The organism is Streptomyces sp. DSM 40750 (assembly GCF_024612035.1).
In the GTDB taxonomy this organism is placed as follows: Bacteria; Actinomycetota; Actinomycetes; order Streptomycetales; family Streptomycetaceae; genus Streptomyces.
The window spans coordinates 11014263-11033630 of the sequence record NZ_CP102513.1; the positions used below are offsets into that span (position 1 = coordinate 11014263).

At 68.6% G+C, this 19368-nt stretch carries 18 protein-coding genes and 1 pseudogene; 7 read left to right on the top strand and 12 right to left on the bottom strand.

Translation table 11 applies throughout. From position 1 onward, the window contains the following. Nucleotides 1-24: 24 nt before the first annotated feature. From JIX55_RS48135 to JIX55_RS48165, 7 genes are all read right to left on the bottom strand, one after another. Nucleotides 25-1461 (bottom strand): protein kinase domain-containing protein, encoded by a 1437-nt coding sequence (locus tag JIX55_RS48135; RefSeq protein ID WP_257561567.1) that lies wholly within the window; start codon nt 1459-1461, stop codon nt 25-27. Continuing rightward, nucleotides 1455-2222 (bottom strand): hypothetical protein, encoded by a 768-nt coding sequence (locus JIX55_RS48140; RefSeq protein ID WP_257561566.1) that lies wholly within the window; start codon nt 2220-2222, stop codon nt 1455-1457. The genes JIX55_RS48135 and JIX55_RS48140 overlap by 7 nt, the downstream gene beginning before the upstream one ends. Before the next feature lie 17 nt (nt 2223-2239). Then, nucleotides 2240-3058 (bottom strand): vWA domain-containing protein, encoded by an 819-nt coding sequence (locus JIX55_RS48145; RefSeq protein ID WP_257561565.1) that lies wholly within the window; start codon nt 3056-3058, stop codon nt 2240-2242. Between the two features lie 50 nt (nt 3059-3108). Further along, nucleotides 3109-4134, bottom strand: a complete 1026-nt coding sequence (locus tag JIX55_RS48150; protein WP_257561564.1) for an outer membrane protein assembly factor BamB family protein — start codon at nt 4132-4134, stop codon at nt 3109-3111. 1388 nt (nt 4135-5522) lie between these two features. After that, on the bottom strand, nt 5523-7568 hold the full coding sequence (locus JIX55_RS48155) for an outer membrane protein assembly factor BamB family protein (protein WP_257561563.1): 2046 nt from the start codon (nt 7566-7568) through the stop codon (nt 5523-5525). Between the two features lie 646 nt (nt 7569-8214). Then, on the bottom strand, nt 8215-9348 hold the full coding sequence (locus tag JIX55_RS48160; protein WP_306819974.1) for a hypothetical protein: 1134 nt from the start codon (nt 9346-9348) through the stop codon (nt 8215-8217). Between the two features lie 2 nt (nt 9349-9350). Then, the gene (locus JIX55_RS48165) at nt 9351-10400 is read right to left on the bottom strand and encodes a hypothetical protein (RefSeq protein WP_257561561.1); all 1050 of its coding nucleotides are present in this window, start codon (nt 10398-10400) and stop codon (nt 9351-9353) included. 309 nt (nt 10401-10709) lie between these two features. Here JIX55_RS48165 and JIX55_RS48170 point away from each other — a divergent pair, with 309 nt between their 5' ends. Both JIX55_RS48170 and JIX55_RS48175 read left to right on the top strand, forming a co-directional pair. Next, a complete protein-coding gene (locus tag JIX55_RS48170) occupies nt 10710-11645 on the top strand; it encodes an ADP-ribosylglycohydrolase family protein (protein WP_257561560.1) in 936 nt (311 codons plus the stop codon). 281 nt (nt 11646-11926) lie between these two features. Further along, nucleotides 11927-12538, top strand: coding sequence for a DJ-1/PfpI family protein (locus tag JIX55_RS48175; RefSeq protein ID WP_257561559.1), 612 nt, complete (start codon nt 11927-11929; stop codon nt 12536-12538). Nucleotides 12539-12684: 146 nt separating this feature from the next. Here the strand turns inward: JIX55_RS48175 and JIX55_RS48180 are convergent, their stop codons facing one another. The 3 genes from JIX55_RS48180 to JIX55_RS48190 form a co-directional block, all read right to left on the bottom strand. Next, nucleotides 12685-13038, bottom strand: a complete 354-nt coding sequence (locus JIX55_RS48180; RefSeq protein WP_257561558.1) for a YdhR family protein — start codon at nt 13036-13038, stop codon at nt 12685-12687. A 133-nt stretch (nt 13039-13171) separates the two neighbouring features. Further along, nucleotides 13172-13828 (bottom strand): maleylpyruvate isomerase family mycothiol-dependent enzyme, encoded by a 657-nt coding sequence (locus JIX55_RS48185; protein WP_257561557.1) that lies wholly within the window; start codon nt 13826-13828, stop codon nt 13172-13174. A 65-nt stretch (nt 13829-13893) separates the two neighbouring features. Continuing rightward, complete coding sequence (locus tag JIX55_RS48190) at nt 13894-14403, bottom strand: GNAT family N-acetyltransferase (protein ID WP_257561556.1); 510 nt, start codon at nt 14401-14403, stop codon at nt 13894-13896. On the opposite strand from JIX55_RS48190, the gene JIX55_RS48195 reads away from it, so the two are divergent. Then, complete coding sequence (locus JIX55_RS48195; RefSeq protein ID WP_306819972.1) at nt 14402-15109, top strand: LysE family translocator; 708 nt, start codon at nt 14402-14404, stop codon at nt 15107-15109. The genes JIX55_RS48190 and JIX55_RS48195 overlap by 2 nt on opposite strands. 17 nt (nt 15110-15126) lie before the next feature. Here the strand turns inward: JIX55_RS48195 and JIX55_RS48200 are convergent, their stop codons facing one another. Then, complete coding sequence (locus tag JIX55_RS48200) at nt 15127-15447, bottom strand: DUF6191 domain-containing protein (protein ID WP_257561555.1); 321 nt, start codon at nt 15445-15447, stop codon at nt 15127-15129. A 131-nt stretch (nt 15448-15578) separates the two neighbouring features. Between JIX55_RS48200 and JIX55_RS48205 the strand changes: the two are divergent. The 4 genes and pseudogenes from JIX55_RS48205 to JIX55_RS48220 all read left to right on the top strand — a co-directional run. Further along, a pseudogene (locus JIX55_RS48205) lies at nt 15579-15797 on the top strand (NF041680 family putative transposase); the annotation flags it as partial. Nucleotides 15798-15968: 171 nt separating this feature from the next. Continuing rightward, entirely contained in the window at nt 15969-16331 is a 363-nt protein-coding gene (locus tag JIX55_RS48210) for an ArsR/SmtB family transcription factor (RefSeq protein WP_257561554.1), read from the top strand. Beyond that, nucleotides 16328-16870, top strand: a complete 543-nt coding sequence (locus tag JIX55_RS48215) for an SRPBCC family protein (RefSeq protein WP_257561553.1) — start codon at nt 16328-16330, stop codon at nt 16868-16870. The genes JIX55_RS48210 and JIX55_RS48215 overlap by 4 nt, the downstream gene beginning before the upstream one ends. After that, nucleotides 16867-17421: a TIGR03086 family metal-binding protein gene (locus tag JIX55_RS48220; RefSeq protein ID WP_257561552.1), complete on the top strand. Its 555-nt coding sequence runs from the start codon at nt 16867-16869 to the stop codon at nt 17419-17421. The genes JIX55_RS48215 and JIX55_RS48220 overlap by 4 nt, the downstream gene beginning before the upstream one ends. Before the next feature lie 467 nt (nt 17422-17888). On the opposite strand, the gene JIX55_RS48230 is transcribed toward JIX55_RS48220, so the two are convergent. Further along, on the bottom strand, nt 17889-19331 hold the full coding sequence (locus tag JIX55_RS48230; protein WP_257561551.1) for a GH1 family beta-glucosidase: 1443 nt from the start codon (nt 19329-19331) through the stop codon (nt 17889-17891). Between the last annotated feature and the right edge of the window lie 37 nt (nt 19332-19368).

Consider the following 19368-nt stretch of genomic DNA (forward strand, 5'->3'; position numbering starts at 1 on the left):
GGGCCTCTGAGATGAGTGCAGTGATCACTTGTCGAGGGTGAGGAGCAGCGTGATCAGCACGCTCAGCAGAAGGATCACGCCTACGCCCAACAGGACGATCCGGGCCGGTAGCAGATCTTCCGGTCGGCTGTCGGGCCGGGCGGGCGTGAAGTGCGCCTCATGGTCGCCGGGGTGTGGGTCGAACTCGAAGGCACCGGCTGCGGGGTTCGGGTCTCGCTCGGCGGCCGGTTCGGGGAGCCGCGCGGCGGGCCGTGGTCCGGTGTGCTCCGGCATGCCCGTCGAATCCGGAGAGGACGCGGTCCTGGGATCCCCCTGGGATTCGGGTACTGCGAACACGCCGATGTCCAGGAAGGGACGAGGCCCGGAGCGCGGCCCCGATGTGGGACGCCAGGCCATCGGTTCCAGGACGCTCTCCTGTGAGGCGACTTCCGGCTGCGGTTCAAGGTCTGGTTGGAGGTCGACGGGGCAGTTGAGCATCGAGCGTAATTCCGCGGCGGTGACGCGTACTTCGCGCATTCTGTGGTGCAGCAGCAGGTGCCAATTGTGAGACTGCGTCGGATCGCGGAAGTCCTTACGGGACAGCAGAAGGTGATCGGCGCCCGGCCGGTGCAGAGCTGTCCACAGAGAGACGTCATGGCTGAGCATCACCAACGCGGCGTGGATGACGTGCGAGGGGAAGCGGTCCCGGTGCATCGCCACGAGGGCGTCCGGCTCCTGGATCGGAACCCCTGTCGAGGTGCTGGTCGTGAACACGGTGCCGCTGGTACCGGTGGAAGCGGCCGTGTGGCGCACTTCGGTCTCGCCGTCCTGGCCTCGTTCGCCTTCGCGCGGGAGGCGGAAGTCGGGGTGTCCGTCTTCGCGGCGAGGGGGTATCGACCATCCAGGAACGGTCATGGCGTCGTAGTCGACGAAACGTACCGCTGTCTCGGAAGTCACCAGGACGTTGCCGCTCTGCAGGTCTCCGTGACTGATGCCGGATCGGTGCATCCGGTGGACGGCGCTGGCGAACCGGTGGGCCAGTCGCCGCAGTTCCGCGCTCGCCTCTCCCGGTCGCTGGTCGAGCACACCGTCGATCCAGTCGGTGAGACGCAGGCCCGAAACCCATTCCATGAGGACGACCGGCCACCATTTCCCCTGCACCCACAGCCCGTTCCGCAGATAGTGCACCTCTGTCTGCCAGGATCCCCGGGCGCCGTGCAGACAGTTCGCGATCTCGCGGTATCGGCGCTCGCGAAGGGGCTCGTCGCGCAGAAAGCACTTCAGCGCCCAACTCCGCCCGTCCTCCGGGTCCTCAAGGCAGTAGACGGCTCCGAAGCTGCCGCCGTCGGCGCCGGGCTGACCGTCGGCGCCCAGTTTTGGCAGGCATCGCTTCAGACGGGGCTCCTCGCTGCACTGCTCCAGCCGGGCCACAGCGGACTGGTAGTCGGACAAGGTGGGCCGTTGGCCTTGAGGCGTCAGCACGGCCCGCACTCCGCTCTGAGCAGGGTGATGTCGTCGTCCTCGAGCACGCGCTTCGCCCGCTGGGCCTGTACCCAGTTGGGGAAATCGTCCCTCGAGGCGCACACCGTGTCCAGCACGACCCAGGGCCGGCCTCCTACGTCCGCGTGGCGGGTCCACCAGCGAGCCAGGGCGTCCGTCATCAGATAGAACACGTCGTCCGAGCGCCAGTGGCCCTCTCGAAGCTCCGGCGTCGGGGGCGTCGTGGTGCTGCTCGCCCGGATCACCGGTGGCACGCGGGTCTTGATGGCCACCGATTCCACCACACGGTCGGAACGGACCTGGAACATGCATGAGTCGCCGACCGAGACCACCTGCCACATCCCTTCACCGAGGCAGTCCGGCGGACCGTCATCTTCCGGACGAGGAAGCAGTCGGATGCCCAGAACCGTTGTAGCCGGGCCGTTGTTGATACGGACCTGTGCGAGCCACGCCCTGCGGCTGGACGAGGCGACGCCTTCGAGGAGGGTTCGCTTGTAACTCGGCCACCGCAGGGTGGCGTCGGCGGCGACATCGTCGAATGCTCGGGCGTTCTGGAAGGCTCGACCGGGCGCGGCGCACAGATCGCGCGCCAACTGCCGCGCCCACCAGCCGCTTCCAGCTGATCCGCTGCTGCCGTCGGCCACGACCAGGCGGGTTTCTCCTCTGCTGCTCGCCGGGGGGAGCGCCATATGGGCGGCATCTTCGATCTGGGCCGGGTGCAGGTTGGATTTGGGCGCTTGCATCAGGCTCTGGCTCACGATCACGCCGGGGTGCCGACGTTCAGGAAGAGCATGACGGACTGCATGCTGGCGTTGAAGACGAAGCCGCGTGCCCCTGTCTCCACCTTCATTCCGAGGTCCACCGCGGTGTCGCGCATGTCGGGGGGCAGGACGTCCGACATGGAGAAGAGCTTGGCGCCCATCGGCGGCAGGCCGGCGGCGGTGTTGGGATAGTGCGTCGGCGTGGCGATGTCGGACGAGATGTGCAGGTTGAACAGGAGGGCACTGCCGTCGTTCGTTCCGATGGAACGGAGCTGTTGGGCTGGGCCGGCCGGATCGCCGTCCGTCGACTCGCCGTCTGTCAGGTTGAGGATGATGGGCGGAAAGCTTCCGGGGTGATCGGTCACCCAGCGGTCCAGGACTCGGTGCGCGTAGAGCAGGGCCTCACACATCGGCGTTCCGGCGGAGGCGGCGGCTTCCAGCCAGATCGGCATCTCCGCGACATGGGTGGTGGTCGTGCCGTCCGGGAGGACATCGGTGCGGGTGAACCGTTCGGAGCGGATTCTGCCCTGTGCGAGGGCGCTCGCAGGCACGAGGTCGCGGCCGGTGAGAGGACCGCCGAGGGCTGGGCCGACCGTGGCTCCGTAGCCGATGACGGAGACGTGGAAGAAGTCCCAGATCTCGTCGATGCCACGACCGCACCGGATGATCAGCTCACGGAGCATGCTGTTGATGGCGTCGGCCACGGCCATCTGTTTGGACTGGGTCGTGCTGGGCATGGCCGCGCGCATGGAACTGGACTGGTCGATCAGGAACACGATGCAAGCCGGATTGGCCCGGCTGATTTCTGCCTCGTACACGGCGGTTGTTCCCTTCTGCTCTGGAGGTTGATTTCGGATCGGTGGTCACCTCAGCCGGGAGGGCCCCAGGTGTTCAGGAGCCCGTCGACGAAGCTGACGTGGAGGCGGCCGGGAGTGGCCGTCACGTTCATGGGCCTCGGACCGTCCGGGGTCAGAGGCTTGAGTTCTCGGCCGGTTCGCGCATCCAGACGGCGCACGCTGCGTGCACCGCAGACGTACACCACTCCGTCCAACGCGGTCACAGCACGTCGCCCGTCTCCGTCGGTGACGGCGCGCCACTTCTGGTCCCACTGCTCCATCGACAGGGCGATGACCGCGCCCGCATGGTCGGTGACCAGCAGCAGATCGCCGTACGTGACGGGAGGCGCAGTGATCGGGAATGTCGATGCGTCCCACTGGCGACGCGAAGTCCCCTCGGGGTCCAGATGGTGGACCGTGCCCAGCGCGTCCCCGATGTACACACCGTCGGTCGTGGGTGTCGGCGTGCATCCGGCCGCGTCCCATGCCTGGTGCGGACTACGGATCTCACCGGTGGCGGGCCGCACCGCCATCAGGCCTCTGCGTTCGGTGGGAACCCAGACCTGGACACCGTCGGTGGCGAGAGGGGAGACCACAGGCTCGTCCAGCCAGATGAGACGGTGCGCGGCCCTGCTGTCGGTGGTCCGGGGGTGCTGAAACCAGAACAGGCCGTGGGTTGTTCCGATCAGCAGCAGATCGTTCACGGTGACGGGAGAGTGTCGGCCGGGATCGCCGTCGAGTTCCAGATGGGTTTCGTCCGTCAGGCCACGCAGGTCGTATCCGTTCAGCCCGCCGTCCCGTAGGGCCCACCACAGCCGGTCGTCCCATGGGACGGGGGCCGACTCGGCGGTGCCGCGCAGTGCGAGGCTGCGCTCATGGCCGCCGGTGGTCGCGTCGATCAGGTGCGCGGTGCTTCCGCAGGTCACCACCAGCAGGCCGTCCATGAGCATCGGCGGAGACAGCAGTGGGCCGCCGGTTTCCCGCGTCCACTTCACTTGCCATGCCTGGTCGGTGCCGGTGCGGCCCGTGTACGTGCGTGCCGGTGAATTGACGAGCACGCGTGTGTCGTCGGCGAGAGGTGCGTGCTGATCGTCGGTAGTGGCCTCCTCGTCTGTCGGGCCTGGCAGAGCTCGTGGCGTGTCCGATGCGGGTGGGGCCCCGTTCGGTCTCTGAGGTCGTGTGTCCGGGGTCGTGCTTTCGGCGGAGGCCCCGGCCGTCCGGTCTTGCGGTTGATGAGCGGAGGTGGCACGCGTGGTGCTCGGTCGCGGGTCGGGCGGAGCGGCGGAACTTCTCTCGTCCTCGCTCGCTGAGGAAGGCGAACCTGTGTCGAGTTCGCGGCGATGGGGGCCTGCGTTCAGGGCGGTGACCTCGCCGGGCATGTTCTGACGCGCCAGCACCGCCTGCACGTACTCACGCCAGGCCGCGCGGTACAGGCCAAGGCGGTGGTTGCCCCAGAGAGGCGAAACGGTGAGCCGCCTCAACCGCTTGGCTCCCGGCCGTGACCAAGGCCGGTGCCGAATCGATTGCGATACCGCCTTGTGCAGCTTGGCGCCCGCGTTGCCGTGGGTTGCCGCCCAGTGGGCGATGGTCGCCTCAGCTGGTTGCCGGGCGGTTCTGCTCTGCATCAGGGCGTCGATGAGGTCAATGGCGGGAAAAAGAGCCGCGCCGGTGCAGGCGTAGGCAGTGATCGCGCCCACCGCGTAGACGCTGCTGGATGCCCGCACCGGGGCGTCCGCTCTGCGAAGTTCCGGTGGCAGCCAGCTCGCGTCGGCCCACAAGAAGGACGGACGTGGATCGGTATCTGCGCGGCTGTCGGGAACGTGGAGGAGACCGCGCAGCGACAGCGCCAGGTGCACGTCGACCACAACCGCCTGGTCGGTGGTGAGGAAGAGATTGGACGGCTTCAGGCCGGAAAGCGTGAGCCCCTGAGAGTGCAGGCGCTGCGTCAGGCCCGCGAGTTGCCACAGCAGGTACAGAGCGGCCTCAGCCGGAAGCGGGCGGATGGCCACAGCAGTGGTCAAGGAAACAGCGGAATTCCTGGCACCGTTGGATGAGGGGCCGTCGCTCAGCCAGGAAGTCGCGACCCAGGCGCGGCCGGCAACACGGTCATATCCGCCCTTGGCAGGTATCGCGTGGCGGGCTCCGGGTGAGTCACCCGTTGCGTGTACCTGATGGAAGTGGCTGAGGACCTCCTGTACCCGCCTTCCAGCCGCACGAGGCTGTCCCCAGCCTGCATGCAGTTCTTTCACGGCCATATGCGTTCCGTCCTGCCCGAGTCCCAGATAGGTGTCGCCGAGCGTTCCCCGGCCCACCAGGTGTCGGAGACTGAACCCCCCGAGTTCTCTCATGTGTGCGCCCCCATACGGCTGTTGACATTCCTTGCCCACTGCTCACCCCTGGGCGGCCCGCGGCACCTCGATGCGGTCGTGGCCGTGCCTGGGGCAGGTCATGGCGCGGCAGACCCCGGGAGATTCAGGGCTTGGACAGTGCAGTTCCATGTGCCGATGTATGCGTGGCCGCGCGCGACGAGCGGCGGCGCGTGCATGGTCCCGTCGGTGCGATGCGTCCAGTGCACCTCACCGGTCAGGGCGTCGACCGCGGTCAGTGCGTCGTCGGAACCGACATACAGGGTGCCGCTGTCGTGCACAGGAACACACCTGAGGCGCCCGCTCGTGGCCAGGTGCCACTTTGCGACACCGGTGCGCGCTTCATGGGCCCACAATGTGCCGCCCACAGTGCCCACGTAGAGCATGCCCTGGCCGAGGACAGGTCCGGTGCAGGCGGCTGCCCTGCCGGCCGAGCGCCACCGTTCGCGTCCGGTGCGTGTGTCGATTGCGCACAGGGTGCCCGTCCGGCTGGCGAGGAAGAGTGTGCCGACGTGTCCGGCCGGGGCACCCACGAGGTCCTGCAGTTGCGGCAGTCCCATCGCCCCGGACCCGTCGTGCACCGTCAGGGACTGGAGTTTTCCTTGCCAGCCCGAAACGTACACCCGGTCCACCGCCACGGTAGGGGGGTCGAAGACCGGACCGTTCCCGCGGTCGCTGACCCAGAAGGGTGAGCCGGTACGGGCGGAGAGACAGTGGACCGCCCCGTCCCGTGCGCCCACCAGCACTCTGTTGCCCGCTACGACCGGGGTGAAGACACAGCTGTCGCCGGCGGTATAACTCCATCGCAAGGATCCGTCGGTGGTGTCCAGAGCCAGCAGGGTGCGATCGGAACAGGGGACATAGAGCATGCCGTGCCCTGCCGCGGGCGTGCATTCGATGCGGGCTCCGAGGTCACGCTTCCACAGGATCCTGCCGTCGGTGGCGTCCAGCAGCCAGACAGAGCCGTCCAGGGAGCAGACGGCGATGCCCTCAGTGACGTCGACCGGGGAAGTGAAGTAGGCGCGTCCGCTGAGTTCGTGGACCCACCTGACCTCAGGCCTGTCCGTGTCACTGGAGGCTCGGGTCCGCCCTGTCCGCCCGTCCCACTGCGCGGGCATGAACGCCTTCGTGTGCTCCGCGTGCTTGAGCACTTGGCTCCGGGCGGTGTTCGGCAGCCATGTTGCCCTGCGGGTCTTGCTCTCGCGTGGGTGCACACCGTGGTCCGCGAGCCTGATGAGGAGTTGCTGCGCGGTGATGCGGTGAGCGGGGTCCGGCCGGGTGCACTCCACCACAAGGTCGCGCAGGGAAGCGTGCAGGCGGTTGAAGGCATCTGCGGGGAACCGAGGTGGGCGGCCCACCAGGGCCTCTTCGAGGTCGGGCCGTTCCATCTCGGCACCGGTGGCGGCGTACACGAGCGTCAGACCGAGGGCGAACATGTCACTGGGGTGTCCTGCTCCGCCGTATGTCTGCTCAGGCGCCATGAACGCGTCCGTGCCGACCCTCATGGTCGGCCAGGTTCGAGTTTGGTCCAGTCTGCGAGAGACTCCGAAGTCGATGAGCCGTATGGAGCCGTCTGCCGCGCTGAGGACGAGGATGTTCGACGGCTTGAGATCCCGATGCACGATGTTGTGGGTCTGCAGGCGCACCAGGATGGGAGCGATCTCGGCAGCCAGGCGAAGGACCGCCTTCGTGTTGAGCGGACCATGGTCGGAAACCAGCGTTCGCAGGTCCATTCCGGATACGTACTCAGTCGCGAACCACGGTGGCACGCTATCCGGATCGCAGTCGAGGAGCCGCAGCGTCCCCTCAGCGTCCATCTCACTCAGGGCTTCGATTTCTCGGCGAAACAGGCGTCGTACGTACTCGTCCGAAGACAGGTCACTCCGCAGTACTTTCACGACGGCCAGCATCGAATCCGCAGTTCGTGGTCCGCTCGCGTTCGCGAGGTACACAGTCGCCATACCACCGGCCCCCAGCACGGCCAGCATGGTGAACCGCCCTAGCTGTGACGGGTCACCGGCGCGCAGACCTCTCACGTCCTCTTCACTCCCCCCTGCAGAAAAGGACAATGCTTTCGATTTTGCAACGTCGCCATAAAAGAGCTGAAGCGACGAAACCCCCTTCAAGAGCAGCGAGGGTACTTCATTACGGGCTCATTCGCAGGGGAGAGGCGGGCGGACTGGCGAATAGGTAGAGAGATGAACATTTTTTACTTTCATTCCTGCTCATCCAGTGCAATGGCTGAACGAATTTGTAGCACTGTGATCATGTTGACTCCTCATGGGATCGCTGAGCGCAGTCGACCAGCGCTTGTGTGAGGTCTCGGATGGCTTCCGCTTTCCGAACGTGATCGTTGGGGGCCGGGCGGGCGTGGACGGTGGTTGAGGGCGGGAGAAGAAGGTCCGGGAAGAGGTCGCGCAACGCACCCTTCCCGACGCGCTGCGCTGACGACCTGCGCGACGTCGGCGAGGTTCGCGCACCACCGTCTGAGCCATCAAGGCCTCACCAGGGGACGACCACGGCCCCTGGCACCTTTCCACAGGCGGCCGACCGGAGCTCCCGGGGCGGCCCGATCCCGAAGGAGCCACCATGCACGCGCCCGTCGGCACGCACGCAGGGCGGGATGCTCGACATCCACGACCACAACGGGCACCGGGTCCGGCCGCTGTTCTCCGCCGCCACACCCGAGTACGTCGGCACGTCGTTCGTCGCCGCTTACCTGTTCGACGCCGCCCCCCGGGCGACCCAGCCGCCGCGAAAGCGTTCGTCTTCTCAGCCGAATCGCAGGATACGGGGGGCGAAGGTGCCCTCGGGGCCGTCGGCGCGGCCGACCGACCACACTGTCGTCGTGCCCGGCACCGGCGTCAGCCGCAGCACCGAGGAGTCACCCTCCCCGGCCACCGCCGGTTCGCTGTACTCGGTGAACGACTGCCCGTTCCAGGCAAGGAAATCCGGCCCGGGGACAAACGGCGGATAGCTGCCCGGCGGGCCCCACTTCTGGGAGCGGGCCACCGAGACCCAGCCCAGTGCGCCGGATGAGGTAGGCGCCAGTGAGCTGATCGAGCCGAAGTCGGCCGGCACGGTCACCCGGCTCCACGCCTGCCCGTCCCAGCGGACCAGCAGCGGCGGAATCGGCCGGCCCACCGGGCCGCCGACGAACCCGGCCGTGCCACCCGCCCACACCTCCGTCGGGGAGACCGCCAGCACACTGCCCACGGCCGACCGCGGGAACCCGTGCACGATCGTCTGCTGCCACGCCTGCCCGTCCCAGTGCGACACGGCCGCACCCGAGTCGGTGGCGCCCGCGGCCCAGACGTCGTCGGCCGCCAGGATGTGCAGGCCGTACACGGATCCCGGCGGCACCGGCACGTCCCGCCAGCCGCGCCCGTCCCAGCGCAGCAATACCTGTGCGCCGTCCCGCGAACCGATCAGCCAGGTCTCACCGCCGCCGGCGACGACTTTGGTCAGCAGGACACCGCGCGGCGGCCGGCTCTCGTACCAGGCGATGCCGTCGAAGCGGAGCAGGTGGGCGCCGCCCGCCGAGTCACGGCCGACCGCCCAGACCGCGGTCGGCGAGGTCGCGGCGATGGACAGCAGCTCTCCCTGCCAGCCGATCCCGGGGAGACTCTGGCGCTGCCAGGCGGTTCCGTCCCAGCGCAGCACCAGCGGAAAGCCCGGCGCCTCGCGACCGACGGCGTCGGCACCCACCGCCCACGCCCGGTCCGGTCCGAACGCCACGGCCTCGTTCAGCCCGGCCTGCGGGCGTACCTGTGCCGGGACCGGAACGTGTTGCCAAGACAGGGTTTCGGCCGCGGCCGAGGCCGACGCCATGCTGGTCATGATCGTTATGATCGTTATGATCGTCATGACGACGGCGAGGGCTGCGACGAGAAGTCGGCGTGCCATGGTCAGCCTCCCAGCCGCTCGCTCATCAGGTTCGGTTTCGAGCCGTAGATCTCGACGGTCCCGAAGGACAGCAGTGAGAACCCGGCCTTCGCCAGCGCACGCGGTTTGACGTCGATCGCGTTCGTGCGCTCCGGGCCGTAGGAGAAGGTGGTGCGCAAGCCGTCCACCCGTGCGTACTTCGACTGGAATGCGCGGTCGCTGCGCACCGGCAGCCACAGCGCGCCGTCCGGGCCGCGCACCATGGCCTCGGTGTGGGTGTCGCCCAGCGGTGGGTAAGTGGTGCGCCAGGCGTGCCCGTTGAAGGTCACCAGATAGGTGCGGGCCACGCCGTCGGTGTACTGGCTGCCGCCGATCGTGACCCGGCCGGACGGTTCGAGCAAGACCGTGTGCACGTTGCTGTTCGGCGGCAGCGCCACCTTCGCGTCCCGCCACGCCCTGCCGTCCCAGTGCAGGACGGTGGTCCCGGTGCTGGTGTCCGCCCAGGCCCAGGCGTCGGTGGCGGTACGCGCGGTGATCCCCATCAGGAACAGCACACCGTCCGGGGTGGACTGGGTGGTCCAGCCGGAACCGTCGTAGTGCAACACCTTCAGTCCGGTGTCGTCCTCGCCGACCACCCACGCGGCACCCGGTACCGCGGTGAAGTCCTGGTAGGTCCACAGGGTCTGCGGCAGCGGGACGGCGCTCCACCTTCCCGACGACCGGCGCAGGATCTCCCCCACCCCCACGCGGTTGTGGAAGATCCACACCTCCTCGCCGACGAACTGCACCTCGCCGAGCCAGCCCAGCTCACCGGCGCCGGGGAAGGTGGTGTCCCGGCTCCACGCCGTGCCGTCCCACCGGTACAACATCGGCCGCAGTCCATCGGCGGCGTGCTCGTACCCGGTCGCCCACGCCTCGCCCGGCCCGCGGGCGGCGAGATCGGACACGGTCACCGGCGGGGCCGCCGCAGGCACCGGCAGAGCCGACCAACTCGGCGTCACAGCCGCGGCCGGCGACACCACCGCGGCACACGCGATCACAAGGCAGACAATGACCGCACGGAGACCGTTCACGAGACCCCCCAGAGCGCGAAGGCCGCACACGCTATTGGCGTTCACCCACCCGTGAACAGACGGCATTCGGCCGATGAATCGCTCCGGGTCTGACGGAGGCTCCGGACGGTCCCGAGTCGAACGGAGTCGAGTTGCCTGGTGTCACGCTACCGGTGGGGTGGGGAGTTCGTACTCCGCCGGGCTGAGCATGCCCAACGCGGCATGCACGCTGTCGCCGGGGATTCGCTGCCGATCGGCAATGCAGTCGCATGGGTGGCCGGCCTGCGACGAGAATGCCCTGGCCACCGAATCGTTCAGAGGAGCTTTCCGATGATCAGTCAGCAGCGCGCCCATGCCAGCCTGGACGGCCTTGTGATGGGCGATGCGTTCGGTGACGGCTGGTTCACGCGCTCTGACGAGAACGCCGAGGAGCTCTGGGCTGCGCGGGTCCTGCGTCCGGAGCCGTGGTCGTGGACGGACGATTCCGCCATGGCCTTCGTCCTGTTCGCTCACCTGATGACCCACGGAGAGATCCGCCCGGATGCCCTGGCAGTTGAGTTCGCCGCCGAGTACGACCGGGACCCGGGGCGCAAGTATGGGCCGTCGATGCACGGTGTACTCCGGAGCATTCGTGAGGGCGGGCACTGGCGGGCCGTGACCACGGCGCAGTTCGGCGGACAGGGCTCCCACGGCAACGGCGCCGCGATGCGGGTCGCCCCTCTCGGGGCATGGTTCCGGGACGATCTGGCGGCTGCCGGCGAGCAGGCCCGGCTGTCCGCGCTGACGACTCACGCTCATCCCGAGGCAGTCGCCGGCGCCGTGGCCGTGGCAGTTGCCGCAGCGCTGGCAGCTGCCGACGGGGGTCCAGATGCCCCGCCCCGCGCGGAGTTCCTGAAGGAGGTCGCCGACCACGTGCCGGACAGCGACGTCCGCTCCCGACTGTTGGTGGCCGCGAACTTCTCCGACCGTACGTCGGTTCGCCACGCAGCGTCCGTGCTGGGCTCGGGAGCATTGATATCGGCCCTGGACACGGTTCCGTTCGCCCTGTGGTCGGCCGCGGGACATCTGAACGACCTGGGCGAGGCGTTGTGGCAGACCGCTGGCGCGTGGGGCGACCGCGACACCACCTGCGCGATCGCGGGAGGTGTCGTCGCGGCCCGAACCGGCACGGGTGGGGTCCCGGCCGCGTGGCTCGAAGCCCGCGAAGACATCCCCGCCTGGAGCCGCTGGGAAGCCCCCGTGGTGGGTCCGACGGGCGCTGAGTAGATCGGGACATCGCTCATGCTCCAGGCTCGCACGGTGCTCAAGATGCCTGAGCCTTCGCGGTGTCCTGGACCTCGCCCAGGTCACCGGCCTGCCATGCCGCAGGCCGCCGACGGGCGTTCTGCCACGTCTACGGCCACGTCTACGGCCGCAGCGGACGGTCCTCGGACGACTCGAAACGCAGAGCGTCGATGGGCATGCCACCAGCCGCTGATTGGCTCTCGACCGGGAACGGCGCGCCGGGGAAACTGCGGACTTCTGATGCCGTGCTTGGAGGAGTTGTGATGCAGGTCGCCGTGGTCACCTTCGACGGGTTCAACGAGCTCGACAGCTTCATCGCTTCCGCACTGATCAACCGGTGCCGTAAGGACAACTTGGAAGCCTTCGTCACGACGCCGACGCCCGTGGTCACGTCGATGAACGGCGTCGAGGTGACCGGGCAGCGCCCGATGGAGTTCGTGACCGAAGCCGACGTCGTGCTGATCGGCAGCGGGGTGAAGGCGCGAGAAGTGGTCGCCGACGACCGGCTGATCTCGAAACTGCTGCCGCTCGACCCTTCGCGACAGCTGATCGGTGCGCAGTGCTCGGGCGCGCTGGTGCTCGCCCGGCTCGGGTTGCTGGGCGCCATGCCGGCCTGTACGGACATGAAGAGCCGACCCTTTGTCGAAGCCTGCGGCGTCACCGTGCTGGACGCGCCGTTCCACGCCGAGGGGAACATCGCCACGGCGGGCGGTTGTCTGGCGTCCCAGTATCTCGCCACGTGGGTGATCACCCGAATGCTCGGCGAGGGCGCCGCGCGCGCCGTCATCGACTACGTGGCTCCGGTCGGCGAAAGTCAGGAGACTGTCGAGCGGGCCATGCGTGCCGTCCACGCGGGCGCGGTTGCACTGCGCTGACGCCTCGCCATCAGCAATTCGGGGCCGCCTGCAATCACGACGACTCTGAGCGCATTGAGGGCGTGACGTTGTCCTAGGTACGCGTGAGCCGTGGACGCGGCGAAACAAGCGGAGGACCAGGAGCTGCCATCCCCGCTGATTGCCCGTCAGCTGGATTTCCTCTGCGTCGTTTCGGTGAAGGCCAGCCCTTGCAGGGCGAGTCGTTGCGTTTCGTATCGACCTTCGGTCGTGGCCTCCACGTCGAACCCGTGCGCGACCTGCGGTGGGTAGCCGATGAGTTCGAGCGCCCGGCTGGGCAGCGCCTGCTGGGACGCCTCTTCCGACTCCCACAGCAGAACGGCTCCCCACCGGTTGGTGTCCGGATCGGAGAGCCACATCTTGAAGCGAAGCCCGGGCACTTCGGAGAACGCGGTGACGGATTCCTCACGCAGGTACTCACGCATGGACTCGATGGTCTGTCCGGAGGCGGACAGGTCCCACCAAACAATGTCGGCACGCATGGCGTTCCTTCCTTTCGAGAACGGAATCCGGCTGTCGGCTGGCCACGGGCACGCGGTTACGGGGCGATGCGGGCAATTCCTTCCGCCGCTCGGGCCGAGATCGGCGCGCCCCACATCCTGCCCGGTGACGAGGTCACAGGCGGTCCAGGCGCTGTGGAGGGTGGGGCGGCCAGGGCTCGAGAGCAGGCAACTCCTGCGCCGCCACCGGTGACACAACGGGCGTACGTCCGGCCAGCCAGGCCGCCAGGTCGCGCACGCCTCCGCCAACCACCGTGCCCGGCGGCCCGTCGCCGACGGACCACTGGCGGCCCACGTCCTCGGCACGGACGCGTGTGCCTGCCGGAAGGCGGCCGAGGAGGAAGTCGATGGCGTGTGCGGCCAGGTCCTCGGGCCAGTCGTCCGGCCGCACGCCGAGTTCCAGATCGACCATGTGGATCCATGCCTCGCGCCAGCGTGCGAAGACCGTGGCGGCAAGGTCGGCGTTGCGGAACGTCACCGGACGGCCCCAGTCCACGCCGGTGGCGCGTGCCCAGGATGCCTCCAGCCCGGCCGTGTGCGCGGCGAGCTGAGCGCGGTGCTCGGCTGCGCTGCGGCCAGCCGTCGCCTCGATGATCGCGTTGCGCTCGTCGACCCCGCTGTCGTAGCCCGCTACGAGTTCACCGCGCAGGGCATGTTCCGCGAGACGGGCGAACATTCTCGCGTTGTCGGTGAGATGCGCGAGGACGTGGCCGCGTGACCAACCCGGAAGGGCGGAGGCCTCGGCGACCTGCTGGTCGCTCAGTCCGGCCACGAGCCTCTCCAGTGTCCGGTGGGCTTCGATCACGGCTGCGACAGGAGGTTGCACGACCCTCCGTCCTACAGGGCCGGGGTCTGGTTGAGGACTGCCGGGGCCCGGGCAGCGAGTTCCTTGAGTGGTTCACCGCTCAGCCGGCATACCGTCCACTCGTTCAGCAGCTCCACGCCGAGCGACTTGTAGAAGTCGATCGTCGGTTCGTTCCAGGCCAGGACCCACCACTCGAAGCGCTCGTAGCCGTTCTGTTGACAGATCGCGGCCAGGAAGGCGAGCAGAGCCTTGCCGTGTCCTCCACCTCGGGCGTGCGACCGTACGTAGAGGTCCTCCAGGTGCATGCCGCGCGTGCCGGTCCAGGTCGAGAAGCGGGGGAACCACAGGGCGTAGCCCACGGCCTGCCCCGTCTCGTCGTCCTCCGCGATCAGTGCGGAAGCAGCGGGATGTTCTCCGAACAGCGCGTCGCGGAGCTGCTCCTCGGTTGCTCGGGCCTGCTCAGCAGCCCGTTCGTACTCAGCGAGTTCGCGGATCATCGCGCGGATCTCCGCGATGTCGTCCACAGTGGCGGCCCGGATCATGCCGGAGATCATCAGCCACCGTACCGAGCCGTGTCCATCCGATTACGCGCCTTCTCTGCGGCGTGAGCCCGACCGTGGCTTCGCCTCGGCGGACGATCTGCGGAACACGTCCGCAGCTGGGCCGACAAGAGCCTTGTGGCGCATCAACGTGCTTGGCGGTGCTGCCCCGATGATGACTTCCGTCGTTGCGTTCGTCGGTGCGGCCTTCCTGGTCGCCATGGTTCCAGGGCCAAGCACAGTCGTGATCCTGCGCCGAGCGGTGGTGAACGGCCGGAGGACCGGTATGGCCACGGTCCTGGGTAACGAGTGCGGGGTGCTGCTGTGGGGCCTCGCCGCGGCCTTCGGTCTCTCCGCCCTGCTGCTGGCCTCGCAGGTCGCCTACGACGTCATCCGGATTGCCGGCGCCGCGGTGCTGGTGTGGATGGGAGCGCGTGCCTTGTGGCAGGCGAGGGGAGCTGGACAGCCGGATCAGGGACCAGCGGAAACAGCCGCGGTGTCGCTTCGGCGGGCGTGCTGGCAGGGCCTCGTCACCAACTTCGCCAATCCGAAGGCCGGCGTGTTCGCCGTGTCCTTCCTGCCACAGTGTCGGAGAAGTGCTTCAGCGGCGGTCCGTTCGGCGCCGGACGGAACAGGTCTCCGGGGCGCTCTTGGTCGGGCTGGGGGTGCGCCTGGCTGCCGAGACCTGAGCTTGTCCTTCAAGGTCTGACTGTGATGGGTGGCCTTCTACTGACAGGCCTGCGGCATCCGGACGACCGCGGTCCCTCCCTCCAGGTCTACCGTTGTCCGGTTCGGTGGCGCCCCGTCTTCCTCGTCGTCCCGCATCACCAGTGCCGACTGCCGCTCCTTCAGTTCGTTCTGCTTCCCGGGCGAAAAGCTCGCGTGGAGCTGCTCAAACCCGGTCGCCGATATCTGGCCCTGCCGGACGCTGTTCCGCCATGGCAGCAGTCCGGCCCGCCCGGCACGGAGAAGCAGCTGATCTGCGAACGCCAGGACGGTGAGCAGGATGACCAGTCCGGGCAAGGTCATGAAGACGGCGAATCCCATGCCCCCAGTATCCGGACCAGGGGGCGATGCCGATAGATCAGACGGTAGGGCCAACTTCAAACGCCCGGTCCTGCCGACCTCGAACATGATCACCCGAACGGGGATTCCCGGGACGTGAACACGGCCTTCGCCTGATCCTTCGCTCCGAACTGTTCGAGCTCACCGACGCGTTGCTGTGCGCGGACGGGCCGGTGAGAAGACCGGTGGACCTGACGCTGCCGGCCGGGCACCGCCGCGGGCACGGCGCCCTGTGCGAAGCCCTCAACCGAGGCCGCCTCGATACCGACCGGCTGTGGCGGACGCCGGCCGCACTGCACACATCCTGGTGCCGGCTGCTGGAAGCGGTTGATCCAGGCCCAGCAGTGGCAGGTGAACGGACTTGACGCCCACTCAGGTGTGCATCTCGGGCGGCGACCGTAGCCGTCCGGCCGTGTCGGCCGCTATTCAACCAGTCGGTTGACAACGCCGTGAGCTCGGCCGTACGGTTATTCAACCGATTGGTTGAAGATGCGAGGTGCGAGATGGCCGACGACCGGCTGTCCCGGGTGTTCTCCGCTCTGGCCGACCCGACCCGGCGCGACATCGTGGCCAGGCTGGCCGCCGGGGATGCCACGGTCAATGAACTGGCCGAGCCGTACGACGTGACCGTGCAGGCCGTGTCCAAGCACATCAGGGTCCTGGAAGACGCCGGTCTGGTCAGTCGCGGCAGGGACGCCCAGCGGCGGCCCTGCCGCCTTGAGGCAGAAGTCTTCGACCTGATGACGAAATGGATCGAACGTTACCGGCGTGAGGCGGAGGACCGTTTCCGTCTGCTCGATGCCGTCCTCGAGCAGACGGCGGAACAGCCGGTGGCGGGCACCCCGACGAACGAGGCGGCATCATGAGCACCACGAAGGCGAACGGCCGGCACGAGACCCAGATCGTGGCCGATCCGGCTCTGCCCACCATCGTCATCATCCGGGAGTTCGACGCTTCGCCGGATCGCGTGTTCCGGGCGTACACCGATCCCGACCTGGTCGTCCAGTGGCTCGGCCCGCGTCGGCTCACCATGCGGATCGACAAGTACGAGACGTGCAGCGGTGGGTCGTACCGCTATGTGCATCGCGAGGACGACGGGACGGAGTACGGCTTCCGCGGCGTGTTCCACGAGGTACGCCTCAACGAGCGCATCGTGCAGACCTTCGCCTACGACGGCTTCCCGGACGGCGTCAGCCTGGAGACAACCGCCTTCGAGGCCCTCGGCAGTCGCACGCGGGTCACCACCAAATCCCTTATGGACTCCATCGAGGCCCGCGACTCGATGATCAAGAGCGGCATGCAGCGCGGCGTCCGGGAAGGCCATGAGCGGCTTGACGAGTTGCTCAGCCGCCGCCAGAGCGGCAACGCCGACCGGCGTACCGAAACGGAAGGCTTGAGATCATGACGAGGGCAACCGATGAGCACCGCACCGTCGCAGGGGTCTTCACGGACCGCGTGCGCGGAGTGCGTCCCGGGGCATGGGACAACCCAGCGCCGTGCGAGGGGTGGGTCGCCCGGGATGTGGTGCGCCACCTTGTCGAGTGGTTCCCGGACTTCCTGAAGGCCGGCGCCGGAGTCGAACTGCCGAAAGGACCGTCGGTGGACGATGACCCGGTGGCGGCCTGGACGGTGCACAGCGACGGCGTGCAGGCCCTCCTCGATGATCCGGCCACGGCACAGAGAATGCTGTCGAATCCTCACATCGGAGAGGTCCCGCTGGACCAGGCGGTCGACCGGTTCTACACCGCCGATGTCTTCATGCACACCTGGGACCTGGCGCGGGCCACCGGCCAGGACGAGCGCCTCGACCCCGGCAGGTGCGCCCAGTTGCTCGAAGGGATGCTTCCGCTGGACGACGTGCTCCGCAACAGCGGCCAGTACGGACCACGGGTCGAGGTACCCGAAAGCGCCGACGTACAGACTCGCTTGCTCGCCTTCATCGGCCGTAGGCCCTGAGCCGGTGCTGAACCCCGGCGAGCCGGTCAACGCCGACCTCAAACGGAGCCTTCCGAGGCACGGCCGGCCCGCGATCAGGCTCAACTCGCCGCCGAGACCCACCGGTTCTTCCACCGGCGACAATGCCAGCCGCACATCGTCCGCGGCTGCTTCGGCGGCCGGCACATCCGCACTCGACGCCGTATGGGAGCTGCACGACCGCCGCATCACGGCCCAGGTGCCCGATCGCCGGCAGACGTCACGCCGTGGGCACCGGCGCCGGCCGACGCCGGTGCCCACGGCGTGACTCCGGTGCGGCTCACGGTGTCATGCGACCGGCGACGCCCGGCCCACCCGCGGGTATGTATCCCCGTCGACCCTGGCCGGGCCGAGGCCGACCGGGGGCCGGGGGCGCGGAGTGGGAACGTACCCGCCGGGAACCGCCCCCGGGTCAGCACCGGACTTCGCCGGAGGCGCTCAGCGGCCGTTCAGCCGTCGAGCGTGCCCGTGCGCGCCACCTTCGAGTACCAGTGCGCGCTGGCCTTCGGGATGCGCTTGCCGGTCGGGTAGTCGACGTAGACCGCGCCGAAGCGCTTGCTGTAGCCGTATCCCCATTCGAAGTTGTCGAGCAGGGACCACAGGAAGTAGCCGCGGACGTCGACGCCCGCCTCGATCGCGCGGTGCACGGCGGTGAGGTGGCCGCGCATATACGCGATCCGGTCCGGGTCGCGCACCTCGCCCTCCGGGCTGACGTAGTCGTCGAACGCCGCGCCGTTCTCCGTGATCATCAGCGGCAGGTCGGGGAAGTCGCGCCCCAGCCGGAGCAGCAGGTCGTACAGGCCGCTCGGGTCCACCGCCCAGCCCATGGCGGTGGTGTCGCCCGGGGGCAGGTGGAAGGCCACGTTGTCGGCGCCCGGCCAGGGGCTGTGCGCGCTCTTGCCGTGGCCGTCGGAGTTGTGGCCGGCGTCGCCGGTGGCGGCCGAGACCACGGTCGGCGTGTAGTAGTTGACGCCCAGGAAGTCCAGCGGCTGCCGGATCACCTCGGTGTCGCCGTCGCGTACGAAGGACCAGTCGGTCAGGCGCGCCGTGTCCCGCAGGAGATCGGCCGGGTACTCGCCGTGCAGCAGAGGGCCGGTGAAGACCCGGTTGGCCAGGGCGTCGATCCGGCGCGCCGCGTCAGCGTCCTGCGCGTTGCCGGTGAGGGGCCGTACGTGGTGGACGTTGAGCGTGATGGCGACCAGGGCGTCGGAGGGCAGTGCGGAGCGCAGCGCCTGGACGGCCTTGCCGTGGCCGAGGTTGAGGTGGTGCGCGGCACGCAGGGCGGCGACCGGGTCGGTGCGGCCGGGGGCGTGGACGCCGGACGCGTAGCCGAGGAAGGCGCTGCACCAGGGCTCGTTGAGCGTGGTCCAGGTCCGCACCCGGTCGCCCAGCGCCTCGGCGGCCAGGCCCGCGTACTCGGCGAAGCGGTCGGCGGTGGCGCGCTCGGGCCAGCCTCCCGCGTCCTCCAGCTCCTGGGGGAGGTCCCAGTGGTAGAGCGTGGCCAGGGGCTGGATGTTCCTGTCGAGCAGCTCGTCCGTGAGCCGGCGGTAGAAGTCCAGTCCCTTCTGGAGAGAGGGGCCGCGGCCGGTCGGCTGGACGCGTGGCCAGGCCAGGGAGAACCGGTAGGCGCTCACACCGAGGTCGGCCATGATGGCGACGTCCTCGCGCCAGCGGTGGTAATGGTCGGTGGCGATGTCACCGGTGTCGCCGTTGCGGACCTTGCCGGGTGTACGGGCGTAGGTGTCCCAGATGGAGGGGGTTCGGCCGTCCAGGGCGGCGGCGCCTTCGATCTGGTACGCGGCGGTCGCCGTCCCCCAGGTGAAGCCCGGCGGGAAGGCGCGGGCGGCAGCGGTTTCGGGGGCGGGCGCGACGCGTCCGGTTGCGGTGGCCACGTAGGTCCTTCCAGGGAGAGGGGGGTGTGAGGGGAGA

What these genes read in the sequence shown, in the direction of transcription:
- JIX55_RS48140 (WP_257561566.1), bottom strand. Translation starts at nt 2,222, where the DNA reads ATGCAAGCGCCCAAATCCAACCTGCACCCGGCCCAGATCGAAGATGCC.
- JIX55_RS48160 (WP_306819974.1), bottom strand. Translation starts at nt 9,348, where the DNA reads ATGGCACGCCGACTTCTCGTCGCAGCCCTCGCCGTCGTCATGACGATC.
- JIX55_RS48170 (WP_257561560.1), top strand. Translation starts at nt 10,710, where the DNA reads ATGATCAGTCAGCAGCGCGCCCATGCCAGCCTGGACGGCCTTGTGATG.
- JIX55_RS48175 (WP_257561559.1), top strand. Translation starts at nt 11,927, where the DNA reads ATGCAGGTCGCCGTGGTCACCTTCGACGGGTTCAACGAGCTCGACAGC.
- JIX55_RS48180 (WP_257561558.1), bottom strand. Translation starts at nt 13,038, where the DNA reads ATGCGTGCCGACATTGTTTGGTGGGACCTGTCCGCCTCCGGACAGACC.
- JIX55_RS48195 (WP_306819972.1), top strand. Translation starts at nt 14,402, where the DNA reads ATGCCGGAGATCATCAGCCACCGTACCGAGCCGTGTCCATCCGATTAC.
- JIX55_RS48190 (WP_257561556.1), bottom strand. Translation starts at nt 14,403, where the DNA reads ATGATCCGGGCCGCCACTGTGGACGACATCGCGGAGATCCGCGCGATG.
- JIX55_RS48200 (WP_257561555.1), bottom strand. Translation starts at nt 15,447, where the DNA reads ATGGGATTCGCCGTCTTCATGACCTTGCCCGGACTGGTCATCCTGCTC.
- JIX55_RS48210 (WP_257561554.1), top strand. Translation starts at nt 15,969, where the DNA reads ATGGCCGACGACCGGCTGTCCCGGGTGTTCTCCGCTCTGGCCGACCCG.
- JIX55_RS48215 (WP_257561553.1), top strand. Translation starts at nt 16,328, where the DNA reads ATGAGCACCACGAAGGCGAACGGCCGGCACGAGACCCAGATCGTGGCC.
- JIX55_RS48220 (WP_257561552.1), top strand. Translation starts at nt 16,867, where the DNA reads ATGACGAGGGCAACCGATGAGCACCGCACCGTCGCAGGGGTCTTCACG.